Source organism: Intestinibaculum porci (genome assembly GCF_003925875.1).
In the GTDB taxonomy this organism is placed as follows: domain Bacteria; phylum Bacillota_I; class Bacilli_A; order Erysipelotrichales; family Coprobacillaceae; genus Intestinibaculum; species Intestinibaculum porci.
Genome location: NZ_AP019309.1, coordinates 2,918,635 through 2,940,522, shown reverse-complemented (window position 1 = coordinate 2,940,522; position 21,888 = coordinate 2,918,635). Strand labels below are relative to the sequence as shown.

The 21,888-nt window shown below is 39.0% G+C and carries 24 protein-coding genes; 13 read left to right on the top strand and 11 right to left on the bottom strand.

Translation table 11 applies throughout. The features are described from left to right. The first annotated feature begins 16 nt into the window (after positions 1-16). Positions 17-442, top strand: coding sequence for a hypothetical protein (locus SG0102_RS14085; protein ID WP_125118147.1), 426 nt, complete (start codon positions 17-19; stop codon positions 440-442). Beyond that, positions 418-1,806 carry an IS3 family transposase gene (locus SG0102_RS14080; RefSeq protein WP_125118146.1) on the top strand — a complete coding sequence of 463 codons (1,389 nt, stop codon included), beginning with the start codon at positions 418-420 and terminating at the stop codon, positions 1,804-1,806. Before SG0102_RS14085 ends, SG0102_RS14080 begins: the two co-directional genes overlap by 25 nt. 130 nt (positions 1,807-1,936) lie before the next feature. Here the strand turns inward: SG0102_RS14080 and SG0102_RS14075 are convergent, their stop codons facing one another. Next, entirely contained in the window at positions 1,937-2,644 is a 708-nt protein-coding gene (locus SG0102_RS14075) for a LysR family transcriptional regulator (protein WP_125120525.1), read from the bottom strand. Positions 2,645-2,743: 99 nt separating this feature from the next. On the opposite strand from SG0102_RS14075, the gene SG0102_RS14070 reads away from it, so the two are divergent. Both SG0102_RS14070 and SG0102_RS14065 read left to right on the top strand, forming a co-directional pair. Then, positions 2,744-4,012, top strand: coding sequence for an L-cysteine desulfidase family protein (locus SG0102_RS14070; protein WP_125120524.1), 1,269 nt, complete (start codon positions 2,744-2,746; stop codon positions 4,010-4,012). Between the two features lie 35 nt (positions 4,013-4,047). Further along, positions 4,048-4,590: a hypothetical protein gene (locus SG0102_RS14065; protein WP_125120523.1), complete on the top strand. Its 543-nt coding sequence runs from the start codon at positions 4,048-4,050 to the stop codon at positions 4,588-4,590. A gap of 28 nt (positions 4,591-4,618) precedes the next feature. On the opposite strand, the gene SG0102_RS14060 is transcribed toward SG0102_RS14065, so the two are convergent. From SG0102_RS14060 to SG0102_RS15430, 4 genes are all read right to left on the bottom strand, one after another. Beyond that, positions 4,619-4,900, bottom strand: a complete 282-nt coding sequence (locus SG0102_RS14060; protein ID WP_231999813.1) for a hypothetical protein — start codon at positions 4,898-4,900, stop codon at positions 4,619-4,621. Positions 4,901-4,952: 52 nt separating this feature from the next. Then, on the bottom strand, positions 4,953-5,720 hold the full coding sequence (locus SG0102_RS14055) for a transglutaminase-like domain-containing protein (RefSeq protein WP_162300214.1): 768 nt from the start codon (positions 5,718-5,720) through the stop codon (positions 4,953-4,955). 284 nt (positions 5,721-6,004) lie between these two features. Beyond that, positions 6,005-6,382: a hypothetical protein gene (locus SG0102_RS14050; protein WP_125120520.1), complete on the bottom strand. Its 378-nt coding sequence runs from the start codon at positions 6,380-6,382 to the stop codon at positions 6,005-6,007. 104 nt (positions 6,383-6,486) lie between these two features. After that, the gene (locus SG0102_RS15430) at positions 6,487-6,633 is read right to left on the bottom strand and encodes a hypothetical protein (RefSeq protein ID WP_157983072.1); all 147 of its coding nucleotides are present in this window, start codon (positions 6,631-6,633) and stop codon (positions 6,487-6,489) included. Positions 6,634-6,918: 285 nt separating this feature from the next. On the opposite strand from SG0102_RS15430, the gene SG0102_RS14045 reads away from it, so the two are divergent. Then, positions 6,919-7,713: an HAD family hydrolase gene (locus SG0102_RS14045; protein ID WP_125120519.1), complete on the top strand. Its 795-nt coding sequence runs from the start codon at positions 6,919-6,921 to the stop codon at positions 7,711-7,713. Positions 7,714-8,021: 308 nt separating this feature from the next. Here the strand turns inward: SG0102_RS14045 and SG0102_RS14040 are convergent, their stop codons facing one another. Beyond that, positions 8,022-8,906 (bottom strand): DNA/RNA non-specific endonuclease, encoded by an 885-nt coding sequence (locus SG0102_RS14040; RefSeq protein WP_231999811.1) that lies wholly within the window; start codon positions 8,904-8,906, stop codon positions 8,022-8,024. Between the two features lie 210 nt (positions 8,907-9,116). Between SG0102_RS14040 and SG0102_RS14035 the strand changes: the two genes are divergently transcribed. The 7 genes from SG0102_RS14035 to SG0102_RS14005 all read left to right on the top strand — a co-directional run bounded on the left by SG0102_RS14035 (position 9,117) and on the right by SG0102_RS14005 (position 14,690). After that, positions 9,117-11,003 (top strand): EAL domain-containing protein, encoded by a 1,887-nt coding sequence (locus tag SG0102_RS14035; RefSeq protein WP_125120518.1) that lies wholly within the window; start codon positions 9,117-9,119, stop codon positions 11,001-11,003. 406 nt (positions 11,004-11,409) lie between these two features. Next, on the top strand, positions 11,410-11,727 hold the full coding sequence (locus tag SG0102_RS14030; RefSeq protein ID WP_125120517.1) for a nucleotide pyrophosphohydrolase: 318 nt from the start codon (positions 11,410-11,412) through the stop codon (positions 11,725-11,727). 58 nt (positions 11,728-11,785) lie between these two features. Continuing rightward, positions 11,786-12,763, top strand: a complete 978-nt coding sequence (locus SG0102_RS14025; RefSeq protein ID WP_125120516.1) for an ADP-ribosylglycohydrolase family protein — start codon at positions 11,786-11,788, stop codon at positions 12,761-12,763. Between the two features lie 68 nt (positions 12,764-12,831). Beyond that, entirely contained in the window at positions 12,832-13,485 is a 654-nt protein-coding gene (locus tag SG0102_RS14020) for an HAD family hydrolase (protein ID WP_125120515.1), read from the top strand. Then, on the top strand, positions 13,475-13,846 hold the full coding sequence (locus SG0102_RS14015; protein WP_125120514.1) for a hypothetical protein: 372 nt from the start codon (positions 13,475-13,477) through the stop codon (positions 13,844-13,846). The genes SG0102_RS14020 and SG0102_RS14015 overlap by 11 nt, the downstream gene beginning before the upstream one ends. Positions 13,847-13,857: 11 nt before the next feature. Further along, positions 13,858-14,358, top strand: coding sequence for a hypothetical protein (locus tag SG0102_RS14010; protein WP_125120513.1), 501 nt, complete (start codon positions 13,858-13,860; stop codon positions 14,356-14,358). Continuing rightward, the gene (locus SG0102_RS14005; RefSeq protein ID WP_125120512.1) at positions 14,355-14,690 is read left to right on the top strand and encodes a hypothetical protein; all 336 of its coding nucleotides are present in this window, start codon (positions 14,355-14,357) and stop codon (positions 14,688-14,690) included. The genes SG0102_RS14010 and SG0102_RS14005 overlap by 4 nt, the downstream gene beginning before the upstream one ends. Positions 14,691-14,697: 7 nt before the next feature. On the opposite strand, the gene SG0102_RS14000 is transcribed toward SG0102_RS14005, so the two are convergent. Beyond that, positions 14,698-15,576, bottom strand: a complete 879-nt coding sequence (locus SG0102_RS14000) for an ROK family protein (RefSeq protein ID WP_231999809.1) — start codon at positions 15,574-15,576, stop codon at positions 14,698-14,700. A gap of 184 nt (positions 15,577-15,760) precedes the next feature. Here SG0102_RS14000 and SG0102_RS13995 point away from each other — a divergent pair, with 184 nt between their 5' ends. After that, on the top strand, positions 15,761-16,522 hold the full coding sequence (locus SG0102_RS13995) for a hypothetical protein (RefSeq protein ID WP_125120510.1): 762 nt from the start codon (positions 15,761-15,763) through the stop codon (positions 16,520-16,522). A gap of 458 nt (positions 16,523-16,980) precedes the next feature. Here SG0102_RS13995 and SG0102_RS13990 read toward each other — a convergent pair whose 3' ends face one another. From SG0102_RS13990 to SG0102_RS13975, 4 genes are all read right to left on the bottom strand, one after another. Next, a complete protein-coding gene (locus tag SG0102_RS13990; protein ID WP_157983071.1) occupies positions 16,981-18,402 on the bottom strand; it encodes an IS110 family RNA-guided transposase in 1,422 nt (473 codons plus the stop codon). 397 nt (positions 18,403-18,799) lie between these two features. Then, positions 18,800-19,297, bottom strand: a complete 498-nt coding sequence (locus SG0102_RS13985; RefSeq protein WP_125120509.1) for a hypothetical protein — start codon at positions 19,295-19,297, stop codon at positions 18,800-18,802. A gap of 310 nt (positions 19,298-19,607) precedes the next feature. Beyond that, a complete protein-coding gene (locus SG0102_RS13980; protein WP_125120508.1) occupies positions 19,608-21,161 on the bottom strand; it encodes an ISL3 family transposase in 1,554 nt (517 codons plus the stop codon). 148 nt (positions 21,162-21,309) lie between these two features. Continuing rightward, the gene (locus SG0102_RS13975) at positions 21,310-21,696 is read right to left on the bottom strand and encodes a DUF6431 domain-containing protein (protein WP_269461222.1); all 387 of its coding nucleotides are present in this window, start codon (positions 21,694-21,696) and stop codon (positions 21,310-21,312) included. Positions 21,697-21,888: the final 192 nt, after the last annotated feature.

Below are 21,888 nucleotides of genomic sequence, written 5' to 3'. Positions count from 1 at the left end.
GGCGGAGGAAAGCATTATGGCAAAAAGAAATAAGCAGATTAACCTGGAAAAAGCTTTAGAAGAGGCTTCTAAAAACCAATACACTGAGAAGGTAACAGATGGCAGAATCTATTACACAAGGGAATTCTATGCCCGCATGAAACAGCTGATGGATGGCGGCATGTCACCAATTAAGGCATACAAGACACTCGGATACGATGTAAACACGTTAGGAGAAGATCGCGCCTACGCAGCTGCCGGTCGCGCTGCCAGCGGACAGGCACGCAAGCCCAAGAAGGTCAGCGGCATGGTTCCGCGTGATCAGGTTGGCAATCTTTCCGATCAGGAAATGGTTGACTATCTTAATTCACGCATTGACTATCTGGAAACAGTTGTTGGAGTCGTAAAAAAAAAGGGCTCAAAACTGCTGGTGAAGGTATCATCATCGAAGAACGAGAAATAGCGGTAGATAAATGTCTTCTCGCAGATACGTATATAAGAGATCATCCTGATGTCAAAATCAGTGAGGCCTGCAAGATATTTGAAATCACTTCAAGAAAATACAGGTGCTGGAAGAAAAAACGTGAAAATCCATCTGCCAGCCAGATTCAAAAGGCTACCGAAGATGAGATGATAAAGGATAAGATGATTGATATCGTCAAAACCTTTGGCTTCGTGCCTGGGCGAAGAACATTCTGTGCTCTTTTTACTCGCATGCATTTTAATATCAATGGTCAGCCGGTTGGTGAAAAAAAAGTAACGCGTCTGATGCAGGAATTGAATTTGTTCCCCAACCTACGCCATAAGGATGCCTACAAGGGACAGGCAACATACAACCATCCTTATTATAACGTTAACGATTACGTAAAAAGATACTTCAGACAAGACCCGCGCAAGGTTATTCTCACTGATATCACTTATATTTCCTATAACGGCAATAAAAACATCTCTTATCTATGCGTATTTAAGGACGCATTTACCAATGAAATTCTTGGATGGCATATTTCTAAAAGAATGGACGTTACCCTCGTTGAAAGAGCTTATTGCATGATGATGGATCTTCATGAAAAGGAAATTGAGAAGGCATGCAAATACATGAAGGAAAATGGAAAAAAGCCTTATGTCTATATTCATTCAGACAACGGCTCTCAATACCTTTCCACCGAATTCAGAGAAATTCTAGAAGATGACGGCTTCATTCAGTCAGTATCCAGACGCGGAAACAGCCTCGATAATGCGCCAATGGAAAGCTTTTTTGGAAGAATGAAATCTATTCTAAATGAATTAGTTGAAAAATGTCCTAACTTTGATACGGTTGAAACCATGATCAAAAACTTTATGGAACAGTATAATACAGTAATACCTCAGTATGATCTGGCAGGACAGACTCCTGAAGAATACTATCGCTATATTACTGAAGGCATTTATCAGACTGATGTTTATTTCGGCGTCTCAGCCAAAGAACTCATCACCCAGGAAGAACTGGAATCCAGACGCGAACAAGCGCGTGCTGAAAGAGCTCGACGCAGAAGCAAGCAAAACGAGTCTGGTGAATCATCTTATGAGTATAAGAGCGAACAGCATCCTTTCAAAGTGGTACAGAAGGATCAGAAGGTTATTCTAGCTCGAATCAATAAGCTACAGAGACTGATTGACGAAAATACGAAAGAAGTAGAAAAACTGGATACGCTATTGGCTGATACGAATACAGCACTCAAGTTCCTAACCAAGGCATCCGATTCAGTGATCAAGTCACTGTACTATCCTAGAAACTGGCAGAATTATCCAGAGCTATCGTATGTGAACAGAACAGGAGCAATCTATTAATAATACATCAAGTCATCCACTTCTTGTTTAAAAAATCACGTAAAGTGGTTCTTTTTGTCGTACAATAAAACTCCTGATATGGATGAATAGAAGCGAAAAAATGAGGGCAAGATTCAATTGAATCTTGCCCTCATCCTTTGTGAGCTGAAAACAAGTCGTCACTGTCAATAAATAGTCCTTGACAATGGTACCAGTTTACTTCATAGCCTTTTTTCTGTAAATCAAGATCTAATAACGTACGGTATGAGGCATTGCGCTCCGTTAAAATGAGCGGCTCTTTTAATAACCGATCAAGCGAAAGATTTTTCTCCTGTAAAAGCGGATGATGGACATCGCAGACAAAGCAGGCCGCTTCCTCTTTTTCAAAAGCTTTCATTAATTGGATATCTTCAATGGAACGATCGGCCAGATAGGCGATATCTATTTCATTTTGTTTGAGTTTCATCAATAGCCCATCAATTGAAGTGGTGGTGATACTCATTGTCACATGGGGGAACTGTTTATGATAATGAAGCAGTAAGTGACTTAGCGAAGCACAAAGTGAATCAATTGTCCCAAGACGTAAAAAGCCATGCAGTTCATCCGATGAGGCAATACTTTCCTTAGCGATGGCAAGATCTTTGAGAATCTGCATCGCATGCGGATAAAACTGACTGCCCCGCGCCGTTAAAGAAACCTGTTTGCCTAAACGGTCAAAAAGCTGACACTGTAATTCTTTCTCAAGATTTTTAATCTGAATCGTCACCGCTGCCTGACTATAATCTAATTTTGCGGCAGCTTTAGAAAATGACTGACATTTTGCGATCGTCACAAAAGTGATAAGCTGATTGATTTCCATAATTCCTCCTATAAATAATTTTAAATGATTGTATTAAAAACGTTTAATTTACTTAATACTAATAAATCGCTACAATGAGGTCAAGAGAGGATGAAGGAAATGCATAAAGAAGATCAGAAATACCAGGCGTATATCGCTATTTTAAAAGAAGAACTTGTGCCTGCAATGGGCTGCACGGAGCCTATTGCCTTAGCTTATGGCGCTGCGTTAGCACGTGATTTATTAGGGGAGATGCCAAGTAAAGTAGATATCCAGGTCAGTGGTTCCATTATTAAGAATGTGAAAAGCGTCATTGTCCCTAATACAGGACATTTAAAAGGCATCAAAGCAGCCATTGCGGCGGGCTTAGTCGCCGGGGATGCAACGCAGAAATTAGAATGCATTGCCCATGCTTCGCAAAAAGAGCAAGAGATTGCGTCACTCTTAGACACGTTACCAATGACGATTCATCATATCGAAAATGGCCATGTTTTTGAGATCATCATCCGCTGTGAAAAAGACAATCATTATAGTTTAGTCCATATTTGTGATGATCATACCAATGTCATCAGAAAAGAAAAAGATCATCAGGTGCTTTTTACAAAAGAATCTGCAAAACAAGCGCAGAAAACCGATCGCTCTTTACTTGATATGGAAAGTATTTATGATTTTATTAATACCGTTGAGATCGATGAGATTGCGGAAGTTCTGGAAAGGCAGATTGCTTATAATACCGCGATCGCTGAGGAAGGCTTAACGCATGATTACGGCGCCAATATTGGGAAGGTCCTGATGAGTCAGGCAGATGATCTCGTCACGAAAGCAAAAGCCTATGCAGCCGCTGGCAGTGATGCGCGCATGAATGGCTGTGAATTACCGGTTGTCATTAACTCCGGTTCGGGCAATCAGGGCTTAACATGTTCGCTGCCGGTACTTGTTTACGCTAAGGCCTATCGTGTCTCTCATGAAAGACTATTACGCGCTTTAGCCTTAAGCAATCTCGTCGCAATTCATGAAAAAACGGGAATCGGTACATTATCGGCTTACTGCGGCGCCGTCACCGCGGGAGCGGGTGCCGGTGCTGGTATTGCTTATTTGTTAGAGGGTGATTATAAAACGATTACCCATACAATTGTGAACAGTTTAGCGATTGTCTCAGGAATGATCTGCGATGGCGCTAAAGCGAGCTGCGCCGCTAAGATTGCATCGAGCGTGGATGCGGCAATGCTTGGCTATGAAATGTATAAACAGGGTCAGCAGTTTAAAGGCGGTGACGGGATTGTCGTCAAAGGTATTGAAAAGACTTTAGATCATGTCGGCCGCTTAGGACGTGAAGGGATGAAGGAAACCAATAATGAAATCATCGCTATGATGATTGATGAAGAATAATCAGCTTGTGGTATAATAGGACATAGGTGATCACTATGTATAAGCAGTTTATTCAAGATTTAGATCGTTTCTTTCAAAGTCGTAACCAGCATTTTGATGCTTTTTACTTCTACTGGACCTCACTGGCGTATGTGATCTGTTTAGGTAATGAGCTATCGATCGATGTCGCTGGAGCACTGCAAAAGGTGATGATGCAGCGCCACGCTGATGAATACGCGAAGGCTATTATTCAGCCAGTGATGGAAGAGGATGTCTCTTATCAAAACTTTATCAGTTATATGCATTTTGGCAATGATCTCTATGATTTAGGGCCGTTATGGCGAGAGGCTGTGTTACGCAAGGATCAGGATGGTTTAGAAAAACTCTGTCTGCTGTTAAAGACATTTTTGTCCTTACTCGATGAAGATCGTCGCTCTGTCCTTAAAATATTAGAAAAAGAACATGAAAACTTCCGCACAACATTTTATAAGCAGTATCGTCGCAGTAATGAGAAAGCTTATAAAGATTATGTGCGAAAGGTGCGCTATACCATGCACACTTTTATAATTGCCAGTGAACTCATTGAATTGCTAGAATAAAATAAGGCCACCGCAAAGTGGCCTTTCTTTATGGTTTGTGGCTTTCCACAAACCATCTGTTTTTTTCATAGAAAAGATTACGGATGTGGCGGCCGATGCGCACTTGATACATCTTTCCGACGCCGCCTACCTCACTTGCCTTGGCATTGATAATCTTGATGATTTGGTCAATCTTATAGCGGGTTCCATCCTCCCAAATAATATAAATAGGAACCAGTGAGCCATCTTTTCTATTGACGGAGATAACCGTAACATAACGTTTATAAAGCCGTCGTTCAATGAATTCCTGCATCATGATCACCATGATCATTATAAGAGAAAGTTTCAAAGTAATCAATAATAAGAAACTTTATGAAGAATAATTAGTGAATATAGAAGTAATAGTTTAAAAACTTGCCACTTTGTTTATTCTTCAAGGTGATCGCATAGTCCCCGCGATGTCTAAAAGCAATATGTAACTGATGATCTTTTAAATACATCGGTGTCTTAATATTAGAACGATATAATGTTTGGGTCGCTTTCATCTTTAAACTAGCACCATCATAGGCATAACGAATAGTGACTTCCTTAGGGGCTTTGTACTGATAGTATTTAAAAAGTGGATAATTGATCTTTTGCATCCCTAATGTAGCCGGTGCCATGTGACTGACTTTCGTTGTCCGTTTATGATCAACTAAATCAGCATCACTGACTAAAAAGCAAGAAAGTTTATGATCATCTAAGGTGGCGTCTGCATTATAGTAGTAACGTCCTAATTTAATCACGTTCCAGACATGGGGTTCTCCACGGTACGTTCCTTTCACTAAAGGAGCTTTGATATGCATACAATGACACATATCCTTTAACAGTAAGGAAATGCCTTGGCAGTTTGCTTTCTTTTCGCATAAAGCATGATAGGCGGTGGTACGATGAGCGACATGGAAGTAGGTTTCATAATCATAATCAACATGAGTCAGGATGTAACGGTAGATGGTTGAGACCTGAGTAAGAGGATCTTTTTTCTTCAGGTGAAGGGAGGAAATGACCTGAGAAAGTGCCTGCCGATAGGCTTGTGGGTGTGAGTTTGTGAGCTGCTGTGTCCTGGCAGACACAAGAGAGACGCAGAGCATCACAGTTAAGAGTTCCTTCATAACATCACCATCTATACCGTAGCACATTTTTGACCAGGCAGTAAAAAAATCAACCCCTTCATAAAAAATAATAGGGTAATGCTTTGTGATGATATTTTCTCACGTGTAAGGGAATTTATTTTTTATACTTTTTTGATAAAAAAAGACGCTGAAATGTCTTTAACATAGTAGCGGGGATGATAAAGAAATCTCGAAAAGATTCGTCAATTAAGAAGTATTATTACAAATAAGCAATCATAAAAGGCGTCCTGCTATTTATAAAACAGACGCCTTTTTATATGGGATTATTTATGTAATGCGTGGACTTTTGCGGCTACTTTTTGCGAGAGCGCAAATAAACGTTTCTGCTCTTCGACATACTGATCATACATCGTATTGATGGAAGCGACAGCTTCATCACGATCTTCCGTTGGGAAACTTTTTGCTTCTGCATGTGTAGCTTCATCTTCTAATTCTTTCTTAACCTGTGCTAAAGCTTTCATATGACCTTCTGCCTGGTTGGCCTTTGCCTGGATTTTATCCTGCATGTTTTCAATATTGATGGTGATATCATCAATTTCATCATCGCTAGGCAAATACTTAACATCTTTGAAGAAGCGATCATAAGATGCTTTTGCCTTCGCAATAAGTTCTTTATACTGATTTTCCTGTTTTTCGTTCATGGTTATAACCTCTCTTTCTGTTTTTTATTATAAGAGAATGTCTTTTCTCCTTCAATCTTTCCTGCAAACAATGAAAAAAGAAGCAGTAAAACTGCTTCAGGAAACTATTTATTCGTATAGATAGTATCTTCGATATTCTGGATTTCATCATTGATATCGAATGAGTCACGATCAGATGGTTTATACATTAAATCGTGGAAGAATTTTCTTACATTAGTATATGATAAATTTTTTAAAGCTGAGAATTTCATTGGGAATTCCTTCTTTCGTTTTAGATTTTTGTAAACCTCTTTTGTTTACAGGTCCTACTATACCTGCGCAAGATCATATAAACAATACTTTGGATGTGATCATTAACAGGATTAACAAGATGAAAGGGGTTCATAGAGTTTTCTTTGTAAATTGTATTAATGTACCTTTAGAAACATATAAGATTTTTAAGAAGATTGATGGAAAGCTTTATAATATGCCTTTTCATCATGTACAATGGGCTATGAGAGTGAGGGGAAACCCTGACATGTTCATGTGTATAGGATATGAAAAAGAAAGGAGATAGGTCGAGCTTCTCTGCTCGACTGACATTTATGCAAAATTATATTTTTGATTTATATGGCACATTGATTGATATCGAGACTGATGAAGAAAGCGAAAGCTTTTGGCAGGATATGTGTGAATATTATAATGATTTTGGGACCAGCTATAGCCCGATGGAATTAAAAAGACGCTATCATGAATACTGCAATCGGGAAGAAAAGGCTTTGATAGGGGATTATCCAGAAATAAAGCTGGAAAAAGTTTTCTTATCGTTACTTGAAGAAGGCGGCGGCTATAGTCCGATTGATCGTTATGAATGGACACTTCTCTGCGCGCAGTATTTCCGTGCTTTAAGTCGTAAGAAATTAGTGACCTATAAAGATACCATAACATTATTAAAAACCCTGAAGCAGCAGGAGAAGCGCGTCTATCTTTTGTCTAATGCGCAAACTTGCTTTACTTTAGATGAAATGCAGAAATGTAAGATTACCCCTTATTTTAATGGGATCTATATTTCTTCTGATTATGGCGTTAAGAAACCATCTCGTGATTTTATGGAAATCTTACTTAAAAATGAACGCTTAAAAGTTAAAGAAAGTGTCATGATCGGCAACGATTTAACCAGTGATATCTGCGTTGCCAGCAAGGTGGGAATGAAGAGTATCTTTATTAATTCCTATCATCACGATGTTGAAACTTTGCAAAAGGAAGCCACCTGTTTAGGTGATTACCATGATTATGTGCAGGTGGATTCCCTTACCGATGTATTAACAATGGTGAAAGAAAAAAAGAGATAGGCACAGCTCCCATCTCTTCTTTCCTGTCGAAAATATTTTAAGGTAGACGATTATTCGTTTACAGGCGTTACTATAATGAATATTTAATATAATATCAATATGATCTTATATATTTGATAAGAATCAAAAAGATTTTATAGAAAAGAGATGATTATCATGATCCTTGGTTTATTGATTCTGTTGGCGGCCGTTTTTTTGCTTTATCATATCTTGAAGTTTTCCATTAAAATTCTTGTGGCCTTATTAATCCTTTATGCTATTTGCAGCTTCATTCTGCTCATTTAAAAAGATCACCTTGCGGTGATCTTTTAGGCTAGCGAGGATGCGCCAGTTTTGTAATTTAATTTAATACCAGGCTGCTTATTGTAGCAGTATACATTGAATTTGATGCCTTTGCCATGATCTTCAACGCTATAGGCTTCCATATGAACACCGTTTGCTATAAGATTAGAGCCCTTAAAATCAGGGGTTACACGATAAAGCACGTGATGACGCGTTGCTTTAATATAGTTAGCAATTCTGTTTTCAAATGGCAGCATCCCAGTCACGTTCATATAACGGGTACCAGTAATAAGATTACGTCTGTTGGCATTTTCACCACTGATTTCATAAGCGATTAAGTGGCAGCGGTTATACAGATAACCAGCTGAACCATTTCCGACAATTGAATAACGGACTGTATGCCAGCCGGTTGGTTTCACCATACCGATTGAACCGCGTTTTTTTGTTGGTAAAGTACTAGGACTCGCATTCACAAAAGCAGTGCGGCAGCGACCTAACGAATCTAAAGCGGAATAACGTTCAAATGATTTGGTTGTCATCTGGGCTTTCGTGAAGGTTGGCTTATTGCCATTAACTGTGCGATAGGCATTTTTATCAGGTGCTGGGGCAGCCTGATAAGTAACCCTGTAATTCGATTTCTTCGTTGACTTAGTACTTGATTTCTTTGTCGAAGAAAGATTACGGGCACAAACTTTGCAGGCATCCAAGCCTTCAGCTTTCGCTTCAGAAAGCGTCTTGGAATAAATCACGCGTGAACGCGATAATGTTGGACAGGATTTACGTGAATGATATTTTGAACCTGTCCGGGTGGTGTAGACAATGGTTTCCGCATGCGTTACAGGCATGACGCCAAAAGACAATGTGGAAACAGCGATCATCACTGCGATCACCTTTTGAAAGATTTTCTTCATAAATTGTTCTCCTTTTTTCTATCCTATGACTATTGTATCATTTTTCTTTCTTAAGCGAAATGACAATCCATTTTTCATAACGATTTCTCCTATTAAAGTCACATATAAAAGAAATTATGAATAGTAAATTTCTTTTATGACAGAAATTTATAGAAAGTCTTTTTGAAATAGTTTACAATAGTTGTAGTATTGAAAGGAGGCGTGAAAACAATGTTTTATGATTATGATTTTTTAATGACATCCACAATCATTATTATTTTGATGCTTTGTTATTACTTTCGTCGTTATCATTTACCAGTAGATCGTAATCGTAATTTCTTAAAACTTTTAGTTATGGAAGTGATCGTCATGGCGCTAGATATTTTAGCGACCTGGATGGATGATTTCCATCTTGCCTGCAGTATTCAGCTGTTAACGGCCATTAATTTAGCTTTCTTTCTTTGTTTTATTACGCGGGCTTATCAGTTTTATCATTATACGGCCTCCTTTTTACCTGAGCGTAAGAAACGTAATGTCTTTATGGCAGGATTATTGATGGCAGGCTGGCTTTATATTTTACCGACAGTACTCTTTCATCATATTTTCTGGATGGATGCGCAAGGCTATCATTCGGGCCCTTTCTATAACGTTATTTATTTGTATAATGCCATTTATTTTGGCATGTCTCTAGTGTTGTTACTAAGGTATAAGATGCCCAAACGGGAACGGGAAACCTTGATGGCAGCTCAAATGATTTTAATTGTTGGCTCACTGATTCGCTATCTTTTACCGAAAATTCCGATTATGGATTTCTTCTGTACGCTTTCTTTACTGACAATTTATTTAGGCGTGCAGAACCCGGATTTAATGTTGAATGATAAAACGGGTTTATTTAATAGCCTTGGCTTCTATTACTATGCCCGAGAACAGCTTCATCAAGGGAAAAAGATGAAAATGATGATGCTTTCGATCGATCATTATGAGGGGATGAAAGCTATTTATGGTAATCGTAAGATGCGTGAATGTTTGCATATGTTAGGACATGAAATGATTACCCATTTTCGGAAATATGTGCTTGCTTATCAGGGCGGCGGTCGTTTCTTTATCGCCACAACCGGTGAGTTTGATGCCTCAGCATTCATTCACTATTTTGCCAATCGTTTTAGTCAGCCGTTTGTGATGAATAACGGAGAAAATATTTACTTGAATTACTGCATTTCATATTTAGATGATCAGGTACAGTTAGATAGTGCAAAAAATCTGGAATCTGTTATGAACCGTGCTAATGAGCGGGCGGAATTGTCAGGCAGCGGTACTGTTGTAAAGGTCACGAATGAAGATTTTCAGAGACATCGTCATATCTTGGCTGTCGAAGATGCCTTAAATAATGCCATTTACCAAAATCGTATTGATGTCTATTATCAGCCGATTTATCATACGAAGACCCATACGATTACAGGCGCTGAAGCCTTAGCCCGTCTCAATGATCCCAAACTGGGATTTATCTCACCGGAAGAATTTATCAGTGCCGCTGAGCGGATGGGGCTGATTCATAAATTAGGAGCACAAGTTTTAGAAAAAGTCTGCCAGTTTATCGCGACACATGATCTAAAGACGTTAGGTATTCAGTATATTAATGTCAATGTTTCGCCGCTGCAGTGTCTTGATGAACATTTCCCACAGCTCTTTAAAAACATCTTGAATGCTTATCATGTGCCTTCAGCGATGATCCATCTGGAAATCACCGAATCTACACATATTGATATGGGCCTTCTTAAAAACATTATGGGAGAGTTATCCGCGATGGGCGTTGCTTTTAATCTTGATGATTATGGGACCGGCTATTCGAATATTTCTTTGATTTCCCAATATCCGTTTTCTACGATTAAAGTGGATTTGTCATTAACCTGGTCATACTTTAAAGGAGAGAATACCATTCTGCCACATATCGTAAAAATGATCCGTGAAATGGGCAAAAATGTCACTGTTGAAGGCGTAGAAACGGAAAAGATGGCCAAAGAATTAAAACAGATGAATGTCAATGATCTGCAAGGCTATTACTTTGCGAAGCCATTGCCGCCAGAAGCCTTTCTAAGTTATTTAAAAACCTCTTCATGAGGTTTTTTTTCGTCTCAAATATTTGATATGAATATAAGATTTTTGATGTTAAGCGTTTTCTGATATTCTTCTATAATGTAGGTGATGAGAGATGAAAATCCTTTAATTCATTTTATAAGCAGATGCTCCTTAATCGTCCCATAAATAATAGCCTCTCATCGACATGGAAAATGGTTCACTTGATGTTTAATACTTCTAGCATTCAAATCATCCTTAACTCATAAACTATCTAAGCAAAATTCCTAAAGCTGAATCATCTTCCTTTCTCTTGTATATAATAACACGTTTATTATATAAATCCTTTATTGGTTAATTGGGAGTCACTCCCATATCCCCTCTCGTAAAGCTCATATCGCAGGATGAGCTTTTTTCTTTGTGATATAATAAGATTATAGGAGGTGTGACAATGGAAGAAATACAGAAACGGATAAGAAAATTTGTCGATGACCGGGATTGGGATCAGTATCACAGTCCAGATAATTTAGCGAAAAGTATCGCTATTGAAGCAGGGGAACTGCTGGAATGTTTCCAATGGGATCCAGACCATTACGATTTGCAGCATGTCTCTGAAGAGCTGGCTGATGTCATGATTTACTGCTTTCAGATGTGTGATAAGCTAAAGGTTGATCCTCGGGAAATCATTGAAATGAAGATGACGATGAATGAGAAAAAGTATCCGGTGGAGAAAGCCAAAGGCAAAGCAGATAAGTATACTGAGTTGTAACCCTTTTCATTTTTCTTTTAATCGTGTAAAATGGGGATAGAAGGAGGACGTAAATACAATGTCCAGATCAATTGTGAAAAATGTCATTTTAGGTCTTGCAGTGGGCGATGCCCTTGGTGTGCCAGTTGAGTTTAAAAGTCGTGATGATTTAAAGGTTCGACCAATTCAAACGATGAAAGGCAATGGCACCTATCATAAAGAGCGAGGAACCTGGAGTGATGATACTTCTTTAACCCTCGCGGGGTTAGAATCATTAACTTTTGGCCTCGATTTTAATGATGTGATGGAACGCTATAAAAACTGGTATGTGAATGGTGATTATACCCCTGATGGAGAAACATTCGATATTGGAAATACCACCAAAAATGCGATTACCAAATATTTACATCAGGTTCCTCCGCTTCAATGCGGAGACAGTGATGAAATGTCTAACGGCAATGGCTCATTAATGCGCATTTCCCCATTTGTGCTCTATCTTTACTTCCATAATTATCATTTAGATGAATTTGATTACCGTGGGTATGAAATTATTCATAAGGCTTCCAGCTTAACCCATAGCCATCCCCGCTGTCTTTTAGGATGTGGGATCTATGCCAAAGTCCTTACGGCATTATTGAATCCGCTGAGCGGTAATAAAGCTGCCACTGTTCAAAAGGCGATTGATGCAGCATTATACAGCTATGATGAATCCATGTTTTCTTCCGGTATCAAAGCAGAAATTTCCACCTATGAACATCTCGTTGATGTTTTAAATTTCTCTAAGATGAGTGAAGAAACGATCCATTCCACTGGTTATATTGTCGATACTTTAGAAGCGGCGCTCTACTGTTTCTTAAATACCGATTCTTATAAGGATTGCGTCTTAAAGGCTGTTAACTTAGGTTATGATACCGATACGACCGCGAGCGTAGCGGGCTCTTTAGCCGGCGCTTTCTATGGCGTCGAAACGATCCCTCAGGAATGGTTAAATACCCTCGTTAAAAAAGAATATATCATTTCCTTATGCAATGGATTTGAAGAAAGAAATTCTCACTAAAGCGCCATTTGGCGCTTTTTGCATACGAGGGCAAAGTTGATTATAATAGAAGTAGCGAGGAGGACGTTATGAAAGCAGTTGTTTTTGATATGGATGGTGTGATTTTTGATAGTGAACGCTTAGTTATTAAAGTGTGGCAAAAGTTAGGAGAAAAGCATGGCTTTTCCCATGTAGAGGATGTCTGTCATCAGGCTTTAGGCACCAATAAAGAAACATCCAAAAAGATCTTTTTAGAGTATTATGGTGAGGATTTCCCTTATGATACGTATGCAAAAGAATCTTCACAGCTTTATCACGCGACGTATGATGGGCGCCTGCCGCTTAAAAAAGGGGTGAAAGAGTTATTAGCTTATTTAAAAGCGCATCACTATAAAATTGCTTTAGCGTCATCAACGCGCCGTTATACGGTGACATTACAGTTGCGTAATGCAGGCATTATTGAGGATTTTGATGCCATTATCTGCGGTGATATGGTCGAACATTCCAAGCCGCATCCGCAAATTTATCAGACCGCCTGTCAGGCCATTGATATGAAGCCAAGTGAGGCTTATGCCATCGAAGATAGCTATAATGGCATTCGCTCCGCGTATAATGCGGGGATGCATCCGATTATGGTGCCAGATCTGATGCCGTCAACAGCAGAAATGGAGGAAAAAGCGGATGTTATTTTAGTGGATCTGATCCAAGTGATCCCATATTTGGAGGGGCATAATGAAGAATAGACATAAAATTATCAATATTATTTTACTGGCCGCGGTTGTTATCTTTGGCGTATTCATTGCTTTGCGCAATGATGCATCAAAGAGCATCGAAAAAGCAATGAAGAAACATTATTATGTCGGCTATGTGCATCAAAAGGCTGAGTATCTGTATTTTGGCGAAAACAACAAGGTTGGTGTAGGGACGATGGTGAAGGGGTCCTTTGTGATGACCAGTTCCTATCAGTATAAGGTCTCTAAAAAAGGTGATCAGTATATTTTAAGCTTTCATAAACGACAGTTCCATATTCAAAAAAATGATAACAACTTGCCCGAAAGGCTCTTTGGGATGACGAGTAAGACCAATTACACATTAAAAGATTAGGAGAGAAGACAATGGATGATCATGTGATTAAGGATTTAGAATCTTATAAAAATACGTTGAGTGATACCATGCATCAGGAACACATCCATTCTTATATGGTATGGGATGGTCCTTATCCTGAGGACTATTTACGCATAGATGTGATCTATGGGGAACATGTCGCGCCGATTTATCAGCTTTTTGAAGGCCATCGTTCTTCGCATGACTGTATCGTTTCCACGCAAAATAAAGAAGAGGCCTTTGTCTTAGCGAAGGAACGGATGACTCAGCTTTTCCACAAAAGCAATGAATGCAGCGGCAACGGTGATCATGCCTTAATTGATGAAGCGATTGCGATTCTCAATGCCCATGGCTTTGATCCGCGTAATGGGAAACGTTATCAGGTGGTTGTACAGTTTTTACAGCGCGTTAAATATACCCATGAACCGTTATCACCATTAAAGGCTATGATTGAAGAATATGATGCGCCGGATATCGTTCATATTATTGAAAGGCTGATGAAATCAGTATGAAAAAATATTACTGGGGGTTTGTGGCGGCGATGCTGGCAATTTCGCTCTGGGGAGTGATGTCGCGCTTTCAGTCAACCCATTCAACATCGCAAAACCAGCAATTGATTTTGGGAACCTGGCAAAATATCAATAACCAGGAAACCTTGACGTTTACTAAGACTAAGGTGACGATCACGACCGATATGAAAACGACGATGGCCTATCAGTTATCAGGCAATAAACTGACCTTTCGTGGTCATAAGTATACGATTAATCTTCTCAATGAAAAAAGACTGCTGATCACCTATCGTAATGGTACAAAAATGTATTCTGAGGACTATCAAAAAGCTTAGCGCATGGCTAAGCTTTTTGTGATAAATAATGATAGACTGCGCCAATGATATTCGCATCATTGCCATACTGACAGCGGCGAACGACTGGACGCACTTTGGCGATCGCAACTTTCTTCAAAATAGTATCTAAACGTTTATTGATCTGTTCTTCTAAATCATCACGCGCGGAAATACCGCCGCCAATGACGATCATTTCTGGATCATAGGCATACTGTAAGTTATAAATAGCGATCGCTAAGCGATAATAAAAGGCATTGACATATTTAGCGTAAACAGGATTTTCTAAATGATCAAAGATTTCTTTGCCATCTAAAGTGTCTGGTGATACGCCTAATTCCTTCGCTACTTTTTCGCAAACGTGGAGTGTTGAGGTATCAGAAAGAATCGTAAAGTCTTCTCTCTCTAAATCATAGTCGGCGATCATATAGCCAAATTCGCCGCCATGGAGATGCTTCCCTTTATGAATCTGGCGATTCTTAACGACAGCGCCGCCCACCCCCGTGCCGCAGACAATAAAACAGCTGTCCTGGGTTTCTTTAGCGGCGCCTAGCCAGACTTCCGCCAAAGCGGCGCAGTTGGCATCGTTTTCGATTTCGACACGTGTGTGTAAACGATTTTCTAAATCCTTTTTAATATTGGGACCATGAATATAGGGTAAAGCACTAGCTCCATAAATCACACCTTCATCACTAGCGACTGCTCCGGGCATACTTAAAGCGATCCCTGCCACATCATCACAGCTGTGGGCAATGGTAGTAATGGCATCATAGAAAGCTTCTAAATGATCAGGTGTCTTAACTTTTCCTTTGTGAGACAAATGACCCTCTCTATCACAAACGGCATATTTGATGGTTGTACCGCCAACATCAATTCCTAAAATAGACATCATATGACCTCCTCTTATCTTTGCCTTCTATTGTAATCTTCTTTCCAAAGGACATATGAAATTTCCAGAAAGATGAAAATAATGATATTTATAAAAGAAATATTATCTTGTACAAATGACCATTTTTAATGATACAATAAAGGCGAAGAAAACATGGAATTGTCGATGAAATGGGGAATGTACGATGGATGATTTGAAAAACCAATATACCGAATTCCTGGAAAACATGACAAAAGATGTCCTATCAATAAAAAAACTGATGCAGATGATTAAACTGTATGCCCAGCTGCGACAGGGTACACTTTATTACTATCCGCTTTTTAACTGTTTCTTTTACGCTTATGCCGGTCATTACCTGTTAATGGGCGGTAAGGGGGAACTTTTCAATCAGGAACTTTATCGGAAGATCGAAAAGAACGCGATTTCCCTGCCTTTGGTGTCTAAAACGCTCGGCAATGAAGATCTTTATATCGTGGCGCGAGATTTTTGTCGGGATTATATGATTTCATATATTGATGATACCAAGAGTTTAAAGTATAAGAATCATAAGAAACACTTCTATCATAATGTTGAAGATGATCCGAATCTTTTACGGAGCTATCAGGATGGCCGTCAGGATGGCGGAGAAGCGGGGTATATGTTAGCAATCAAGGATATCTATGAATTCTTAGATAACCACGGCGTGCTTGATAGCTTTACTCTCAATCGCTTGCATGAGGAGTTTGTCAGTCAGATCAAAACAATTGATTTTAATGCGGATATGGAGACGCTGTTTTTTGATAGTGAATCTGATTTATCAATCATGTACAATTATTTCGAGCCTTATTTGGAGAAAGATGATTTCGGGAATGAGAAATTGCGTGATGACGCTCCTGATATTGTGAAAAAGACAAAGAAAATTTATGATCAGTTATTAGATTTGAAAGCACGAAAACGAGCTAACTAGTTTTATCATTTGGCTCTCAGGAAATTGATGGGGTAAGTCATAACTAACCAAATTTATTAAGTTAAATTGATAAGACCCCATAATCTCTTGGAGACCTTTAGGGAGATGTATAAACAATATACATCTCCTTTTATTTGTTATGCCTATATATTTTCAGTATGTTTGTTTAAATCCAAAATACAGCTCAGTCATGCTTGCTAATTGAAATATTAAAAGACATACTATTAAATGTCAATAGAAAATATGAAAGGAGTTGATTTTGTTAATTGTATAAATTAATTGAATCTTTGTTTACTCTGATTCTAAAGCCAAGTGAGTTTGTCTTGGATTAGAGGTGAGTACTACAAATATGTAGTATTAAAAATTGCAAAAAGAAAACGTCTTAGTGTGTATAAATGTGAAAGTTGTCACAAGTTATTGAAACATATGTGTTTTATATCAAAAATCTACATACAGTATCACTCTTCTGAGTCATTTCCAGTAAAGGTAAAATCATGTACTACACCATTCTCATCAGAATATTTGTAAATACATCTTCTTGTCTTTTCTGGAATGTCAGTAGTAATACTTTGGAAGAACGTGGCTCGGGTATCTTCCGGAAGCTTCATGAGATCCTCATAAAGCAGTACGAAATCACTATCATGCTTAAGAATAGCGTAAATATAACGTGCCATCTTATTGGCAACAGCTACTATTGCAAGCTTATGGCGCTTCTTATTGCCATTTTTAACCCTTGCAAAAAGGTTGGCAAGGTATGGATTATGCCGTCTGGCATACTCTGATGCCAGGTATATAGCGTGTCTGAGGATAGGCGATCCCATTTTGGAAATCTTCCCATGGGTATCAACTGATGAACCTGATTTCTTATTTCTTGGCGTTAATCCACAGTATGATGCAAAGTTTTCCGCTTTCTTGGAAAGAGCTATGTCATATACCTCACCAAGAATCATAGCTGCGGATTCTTCACCAACACCGATTAATGTCTGAAGACGCTTAAATGCAGGCTGTTCTGAAGCAAGATTAACCATCATTTTCTTGTAGTTTCTCCTTGTCTGAAGCAGATTTCTGATACTGCTGACCATTTCAACGGTGATCAGTTCAGCTTCCTGAGGAACATTAAGAGTAACAATGGTATTTTCACAAAGATCGAACAAATCGTCTATTTTAGCTTCCTTACAGCGATGCTTAGAGGCCTCGTAAGCCACATTAAAGACTTCATTTTTAGAAGATTTAATGATATGATGTGCAGTAGGATATGCCTCTAAGATTGCAAGCGCAGTCGCAGAACGTATTGAGAAAACAGCGGTAAGCTCCGGGAAGAACTTTTCACACTGTGCACTCAGTCGATTGTATTCAGCATTTAGCTGTTTATTCAGCTGCTGATAGCGATGCGTCAGAAGTTTTAGATTCGCATGTCCTTTTTTGTTGTTTTCTTCGTTGTAATTAGGAGCTTTTTCAACATAACGTGCATCATCATCAGTTGCGCACATCTGTGCAATAGTCTTAGCGTCAAGTGGATCGGATTTGGCATATCCGTGTGCATCGCGCCACCTGTCAACGAATTTAGTATCCAGAAACTTAACTGCTTCACTTTCCTGGAGATGATCGCGTATATACATATAGACATTGTCAGAGTACACGCCTGTTACTTCCATTGCGAAAAGAACGCTCAGGCAGTCTTCATCTTTGTAATGTCTAACGGTATCGAGGAACTCATCGACACCTGGCTTGGTGAATTTAAACTTTATCGCCTTTCGAACAAATTTGGATTTAACATTTCTATCTCTGTTACGTTTATAAATGGCAGCGTCTGCTTTGCCTTTAGAAACGTCTAAACCGAGAAATAAATCATATTGTTTTGAAAAGATATTGTTTTTCACGATAAGTACCTCATTTCATAAATTGATAGTAATTTGTTTTGAACTGCACCTCTAAGCCAAGACAAACGCGACCTCGAAAATAAGAAGACAATGCAAACAAAGCTTCAACAAACTCATTAGGGTATAAAGAACTGTTTTGGCTGAGGAATAAGTCTTTCTGAAGCGGACATCCCATAGGGGCCGCAGGAGGAAAGAATACAACCTTAGGTTCAAAACAGAATCTATTATCCTGGATTTGAAGTGTATATTCAAATCTAAAGAATCATCAATTACTAGCGATGATTCATTAATCAAATTACAAACATATTATACGAGAAGGAAATAACGAGTTTCCTTCTTTTTATGCTCTTATTATGCTGTTTTCACTGCATTCAAAGCGATACAGTTATGCACATTTTTAGAACTGTACATCATCATCCTGGATGGCATATTCAAAATCCCTGTCGTTTTCTTCGGAAACCATCTGATCATAATATGATGCTACGCTGTATGGGAGTATCTTGTGCATAAGAGTCATATATATTTCAGGATATACGTATTCAATCTGGCTGATTAAATCTGATACTTTATTCATGTATAATTCTAACAGGTTATCCTCGTCAAAAGGCTTAATGATATCACTGCTCATTGCCTCTCTTATATCCTTCATGAGGCGGGGATCATCAATAAGCATCTGATAAATATTAATGTTTTCATCCGATGACATCAGTTCCTTTATTTTCTTGCTGCTGGAGGTTGCGCTTAGCGCTGTTTTGATTCTGGACAGTGAATTAGCGATATAGGTATAGTATGCTCCCATCGCTTCTGTGCTGCCGTCTTCGTACATTTCCGGATCATAGTCATCATCCTTCTCTGTAAGAGGATCTGAGCTGATTTCATAGTCTTTCATTGCCATAGTTAATTCTCCTTTCCTGTATATGAATTGACTTGTAAAAAATCCTCATTTGCAGCCACTGGACTGCCAAATGAGGAGTAATGAAAGCTTATAAGCCATTCCCAGGCATTATCCAGTGGCTTAGTAATTAATGATGCATCTCTGATGTATATGCGTTATTCAGTTGTCAATGTTTAATGTTGATGATATAAGTGCCGGCACGGCTTTAAAAATGATTCTCATTGCAGAGACGATGCGTTGACATGATCGCTAATGCCGCGGAGTATATACGTGCCGGTAGTGCGGCTGCAGGGTTCATGATGAAGCATCATTACTTGCTTGTTTTTTTAGATTTATTGCTGCGATCATTATCGTCATCAATTCTTCTTTTAGGCGTATAAGGCATGTAGATTGGCGTATCTGTGTTTATCGCAAAGAGGCAGCGGTTTCTGAATCTCTGGAAGTTTCTCACACCGTTTGAAGCCCTCTTTACGTCTTTGATGATTTTATTCCGTGATTCAATTTTCCCGGTCGAAATATGAGTGCCCGTATCGTCAATAATGATGAACGAATTGACGATTGATTTTTTCCATTCGCTGAGGGTGCTGGCATATCCGCATATTTCAGGAACGTTAGACATTCTCAGGTCTCCAATCAGGGAATTGAGCGCTTCTCTGGCTTCATTGTAGCTGATTGTGTGGTAAAACGCTCTAAGCTTGTCGTAGAAGTTTTCCGCTTCAGCCAGATCAGGATTGGTTTCAATCAGAAGGTTATGGATATCATAGAAATTGAGATATCTGCCCAGCTTTTTGTTCATCTTCTTTGCTCTGTTAGGATCCAGGATAGGCAGCTCCTCATCGTCAGCGTGCTTGCCTTTTTTCTTCTTTTTTTTCTTGTTATCTTTGCTTTTATATTCATCAGACTTCATCAGAAGCCAGTTCCACTTGCTGAGAAGATAATGCTGGATGTCATATTTATTCCATTCGTGGTTGAGATACTTGCGGCCGTTAGGGGTAGTGAGATACTTTTCGAGCTTGTCACGCTTATTTTTAGCGGCCTTCATTGTATCAACTCGCAATCCTTTGTAAATTTCTGTAAAAATCTGAATGATGTGAAATTCATCGCAGGCATGGATAGCGTTAGGAAAGCATATCCTGGTGATTTCACGATAGGTTTTCCAGCAGTCAGAGCAGATGATTTCAACTTTTTCACGCTCCTCCCGGGGAATAAGAGTGAAGTATCTGACAAGATCCTCCTTTCTTCTTGTTGGCAGAATGTCGATGATGTCCTGCGTTACAAAGTCCATGATAACGCACGCATACTTTGAATCGCGGCTGTCAACGGCATGAACTTCGTCGATTAGAATATACTTGGGAAGCGGCTTTCTGGGAATCTGAACGTGTCTGTCAAATATGATCATTACCGAAGAGGCAGAAATATTAAACGTTTTGGCGACATCCTCATAGCTCAGCTTAGGATTTCTCAATGCAGTCAGGACATTATACACGGTCAGCACACTGATTGTGGAATGGCCTTCTGAGAAGGGGTTGTCTTCATTAAATGTTTTGCCGCATGCAGTGCATTCATAGCGTCTAACATGGTATTCAATATAGCAGTTGATGTTGTGAAAGATCGAATGGGTGATCTTCTTGGTGTGATAGCCTTTGATTTTTTTGGTGGGCGTGGTGCAGTACGGACATTCGTGCTTTCTTGCGGCTAGCGTAATAAAAACGTAAATGCCGTCTGCCTGATGAATGCATGAAAGATCCTCAACGTCTTCTTTATGCAGGTTGAAAAGCTGGAGAATGAAATCCCCATCTATTAAGCCGTTTTCACCAGGGATTATGTCGGCAAACACTATTTCGTTATCGTTGCTTTTCTTCATTTATGACCTCCTGTAAGCTTACAATATCATAATAGAAGAAAATACTTACTAACTCAAAACATGTCGTGTGAGAGTTTTATTTTTGAAATATACGCATAGAATTATAATGATTCTAATAAGAAATTAAGAGAAAAAACAGATAAATTTGTCAGACGGCAACCACCAGAGTTTCGCACTTATCAATGAAGTGTCCTCTGCAGAAGGCCATACATGCGCTAACGTAATCAGTGATGCGGTGAAGCCTGATGGCATTGGTCAGCCATCGGATATATGCTTCGCTGGAAGGAAGATCATCGGTATCGCCACTGATCACTGCATTCAGATCTTCGGAAGAGATCTGATGATACGGCACCATAAAATCAAAGAGCACAGCGTGTGTCTTGCCGGTTCTTCCAGAGCGGATGCGCATAATTCTGTATTCAACGGGTTCTCCGTCAATGTTCACATATCTTGTGTAGAATCCAAACACAGTGAAGGTGTCGTTATATAGCTTTCCTAAAAGCTTTAGGACATTAAGTCTGGCGATTATTTTCATGTATTCAGATGGAGGAAAAGGTTTGCTTTTTTTAGGTCTTTGTATTATACTCATATTGTTCTTATTGGACAGATGAAAGCTAAGTGGTCAACTTAATGGGCTTTCATCTTTTTTTTGCCTTTCTTAGGAATTTGATAAACTGAGCAATTTGATTTTGCTGTTCTATATCTCAAGTATATCAAATTTCAGGCA

What these genes read in the sequence shown, in the direction of transcription:
- SG0102_RS14085 (WP_125118147.1), top strand. Translation starts at nt 17, where the DNA reads ATGGCAAAAAGAAATAAGCAGATTAACCTGGAAAAAGCTTTAGAAGAG.
- SG0102_RS14075 (WP_125120525.1), bottom strand. Translation starts at nt 2,644, where the DNA reads ATGGAAATCAATCAGCTTATCACTTTTGTGACGATCGCAAAATGTCAG.
- SG0102_RS14070 (WP_125120524.1), top strand. Translation starts at nt 2,744, where the DNA reads ATGCATAAAGAAGATCAGAAATACCAGGCGTATATCGCTATTTTAAAA.
- SG0102_RS14065 (WP_125120523.1), top strand. Translation starts at nt 4,048, where the DNA reads ATGTATAAGCAGTTTATTCAAGATTTAGATCGTTTCTTTCAAAGTCGT.
- SG0102_RS14060 (WP_231999813.1), bottom strand. Translation starts at nt 4,900, where the DNA reads ATGATCATGGTGATCATGATGCAGGAATTCATTGAACGACGGCTTTAT.
- SG0102_RS14055 (WP_162300214.1), bottom strand. Translation starts at nt 5,720, where the DNA reads ATGAAGGAACTCTTAACTGTGATGCTCTGCGTCTCTCTTGTGTCTGCC.
- SG0102_RS14050 (WP_125120520.1), bottom strand. Translation starts at nt 6,382, where the DNA reads ATGAACGAAAAACAGGAAAATCAGTATAAAGAACTTATTGCGAAGGCA.
- SG0102_RS15430 (WP_157983072.1), bottom strand. Translation starts at nt 6,633, where the DNA reads ATGAAATTCTCAGCTTTAAAAAATTTATCATATACTAATGTAAGAAAA.
- SG0102_RS14045 (WP_125120519.1), top strand. Translation starts at nt 6,919, where the DNA reads ATGAAAAAGAAAGGAGATAGGTCGAGCTTCTCTGCTCGACTGACATTT.
- SG0102_RS14040 (WP_231999811.1), bottom strand. Translation starts at nt 8,906, where the DNA reads ATGAAGAAAATCTTTCAAAAGGTGATCGCAGTGATGATCGCTGTTTCC.
- SG0102_RS14035 (WP_125120518.1), top strand. Translation starts at nt 9,117, where the DNA reads ATGTTTTATGATTATGATTTTTTAATGACATCCACAATCATTATTATT.
- SG0102_RS14030 (WP_125120517.1), top strand. Translation starts at nt 11,410, where the DNA reads ATGGAAGAAATACAGAAACGGATAAGAAAATTTGTCGATGACCGGGAT.
- SG0102_RS14025 (WP_125120516.1), top strand. Translation starts at nt 11,786, where the DNA reads ATGTCCAGATCAATTGTGAAAAATGTCATTTTAGGTCTTGCAGTGGGC.
- SG0102_RS14020 (WP_125120515.1), top strand. Translation starts at nt 12,832, where the DNA reads ATGAAAGCAGTTGTTTTTGATATGGATGGTGTGATTTTTGATAGTGAA.
- SG0102_RS14015 (WP_125120514.1), top strand. Translation starts at nt 13,475, where the DNA reads ATGAAGAATAGACATAAAATTATCAATATTATTTTACTGGCCGCGGTT.
- SG0102_RS14010 (WP_125120513.1), top strand. Translation starts at nt 13,858, where the DNA reads ATGGATGATCATGTGATTAAGGATTTAGAATCTTATAAAAATACGTTG.
- SG0102_RS14005 (WP_125120512.1), top strand. Translation starts at nt 14,355, where the DNA reads ATGAAAAAATATTACTGGGGGTTTGTGGCGGCGATGCTGGCAATTTCG.
- SG0102_RS14000 (WP_231999809.1), bottom strand. Translation starts at nt 15,576, where the DNA reads ATGTCTATTTTAGGAATTGATGTTGGCGGTACAACCATCAAATATGCC.
- SG0102_RS13995 (WP_125120510.1), top strand. Translation starts at nt 15,761, where the DNA reads ATGGATGATTTGAAAAACCAATATACCGAATTCCTGGAAAACATGACA.
- SG0102_RS13985 (WP_125120509.1), bottom strand. Translation starts at nt 19,297, where the DNA reads ATGGCAATGAAAGACTATGAAATCAGCTCAGATCCTCTTACAGAGAAG.
- SG0102_RS13980 (WP_125120508.1), bottom strand. Translation starts at nt 21,161, where the DNA reads ATGAAGAAAAGCAACGATAACGAAATAGTGTTTGCCGACATAATCCCT.
- SG0102_RS13975 (WP_269461222.1), bottom strand. Translation starts at nt 21,696, where the DNA reads ATGAAAATAATCGCCAGACTTAATGTCCTAAAGCTTTTAGGAAAGCTA.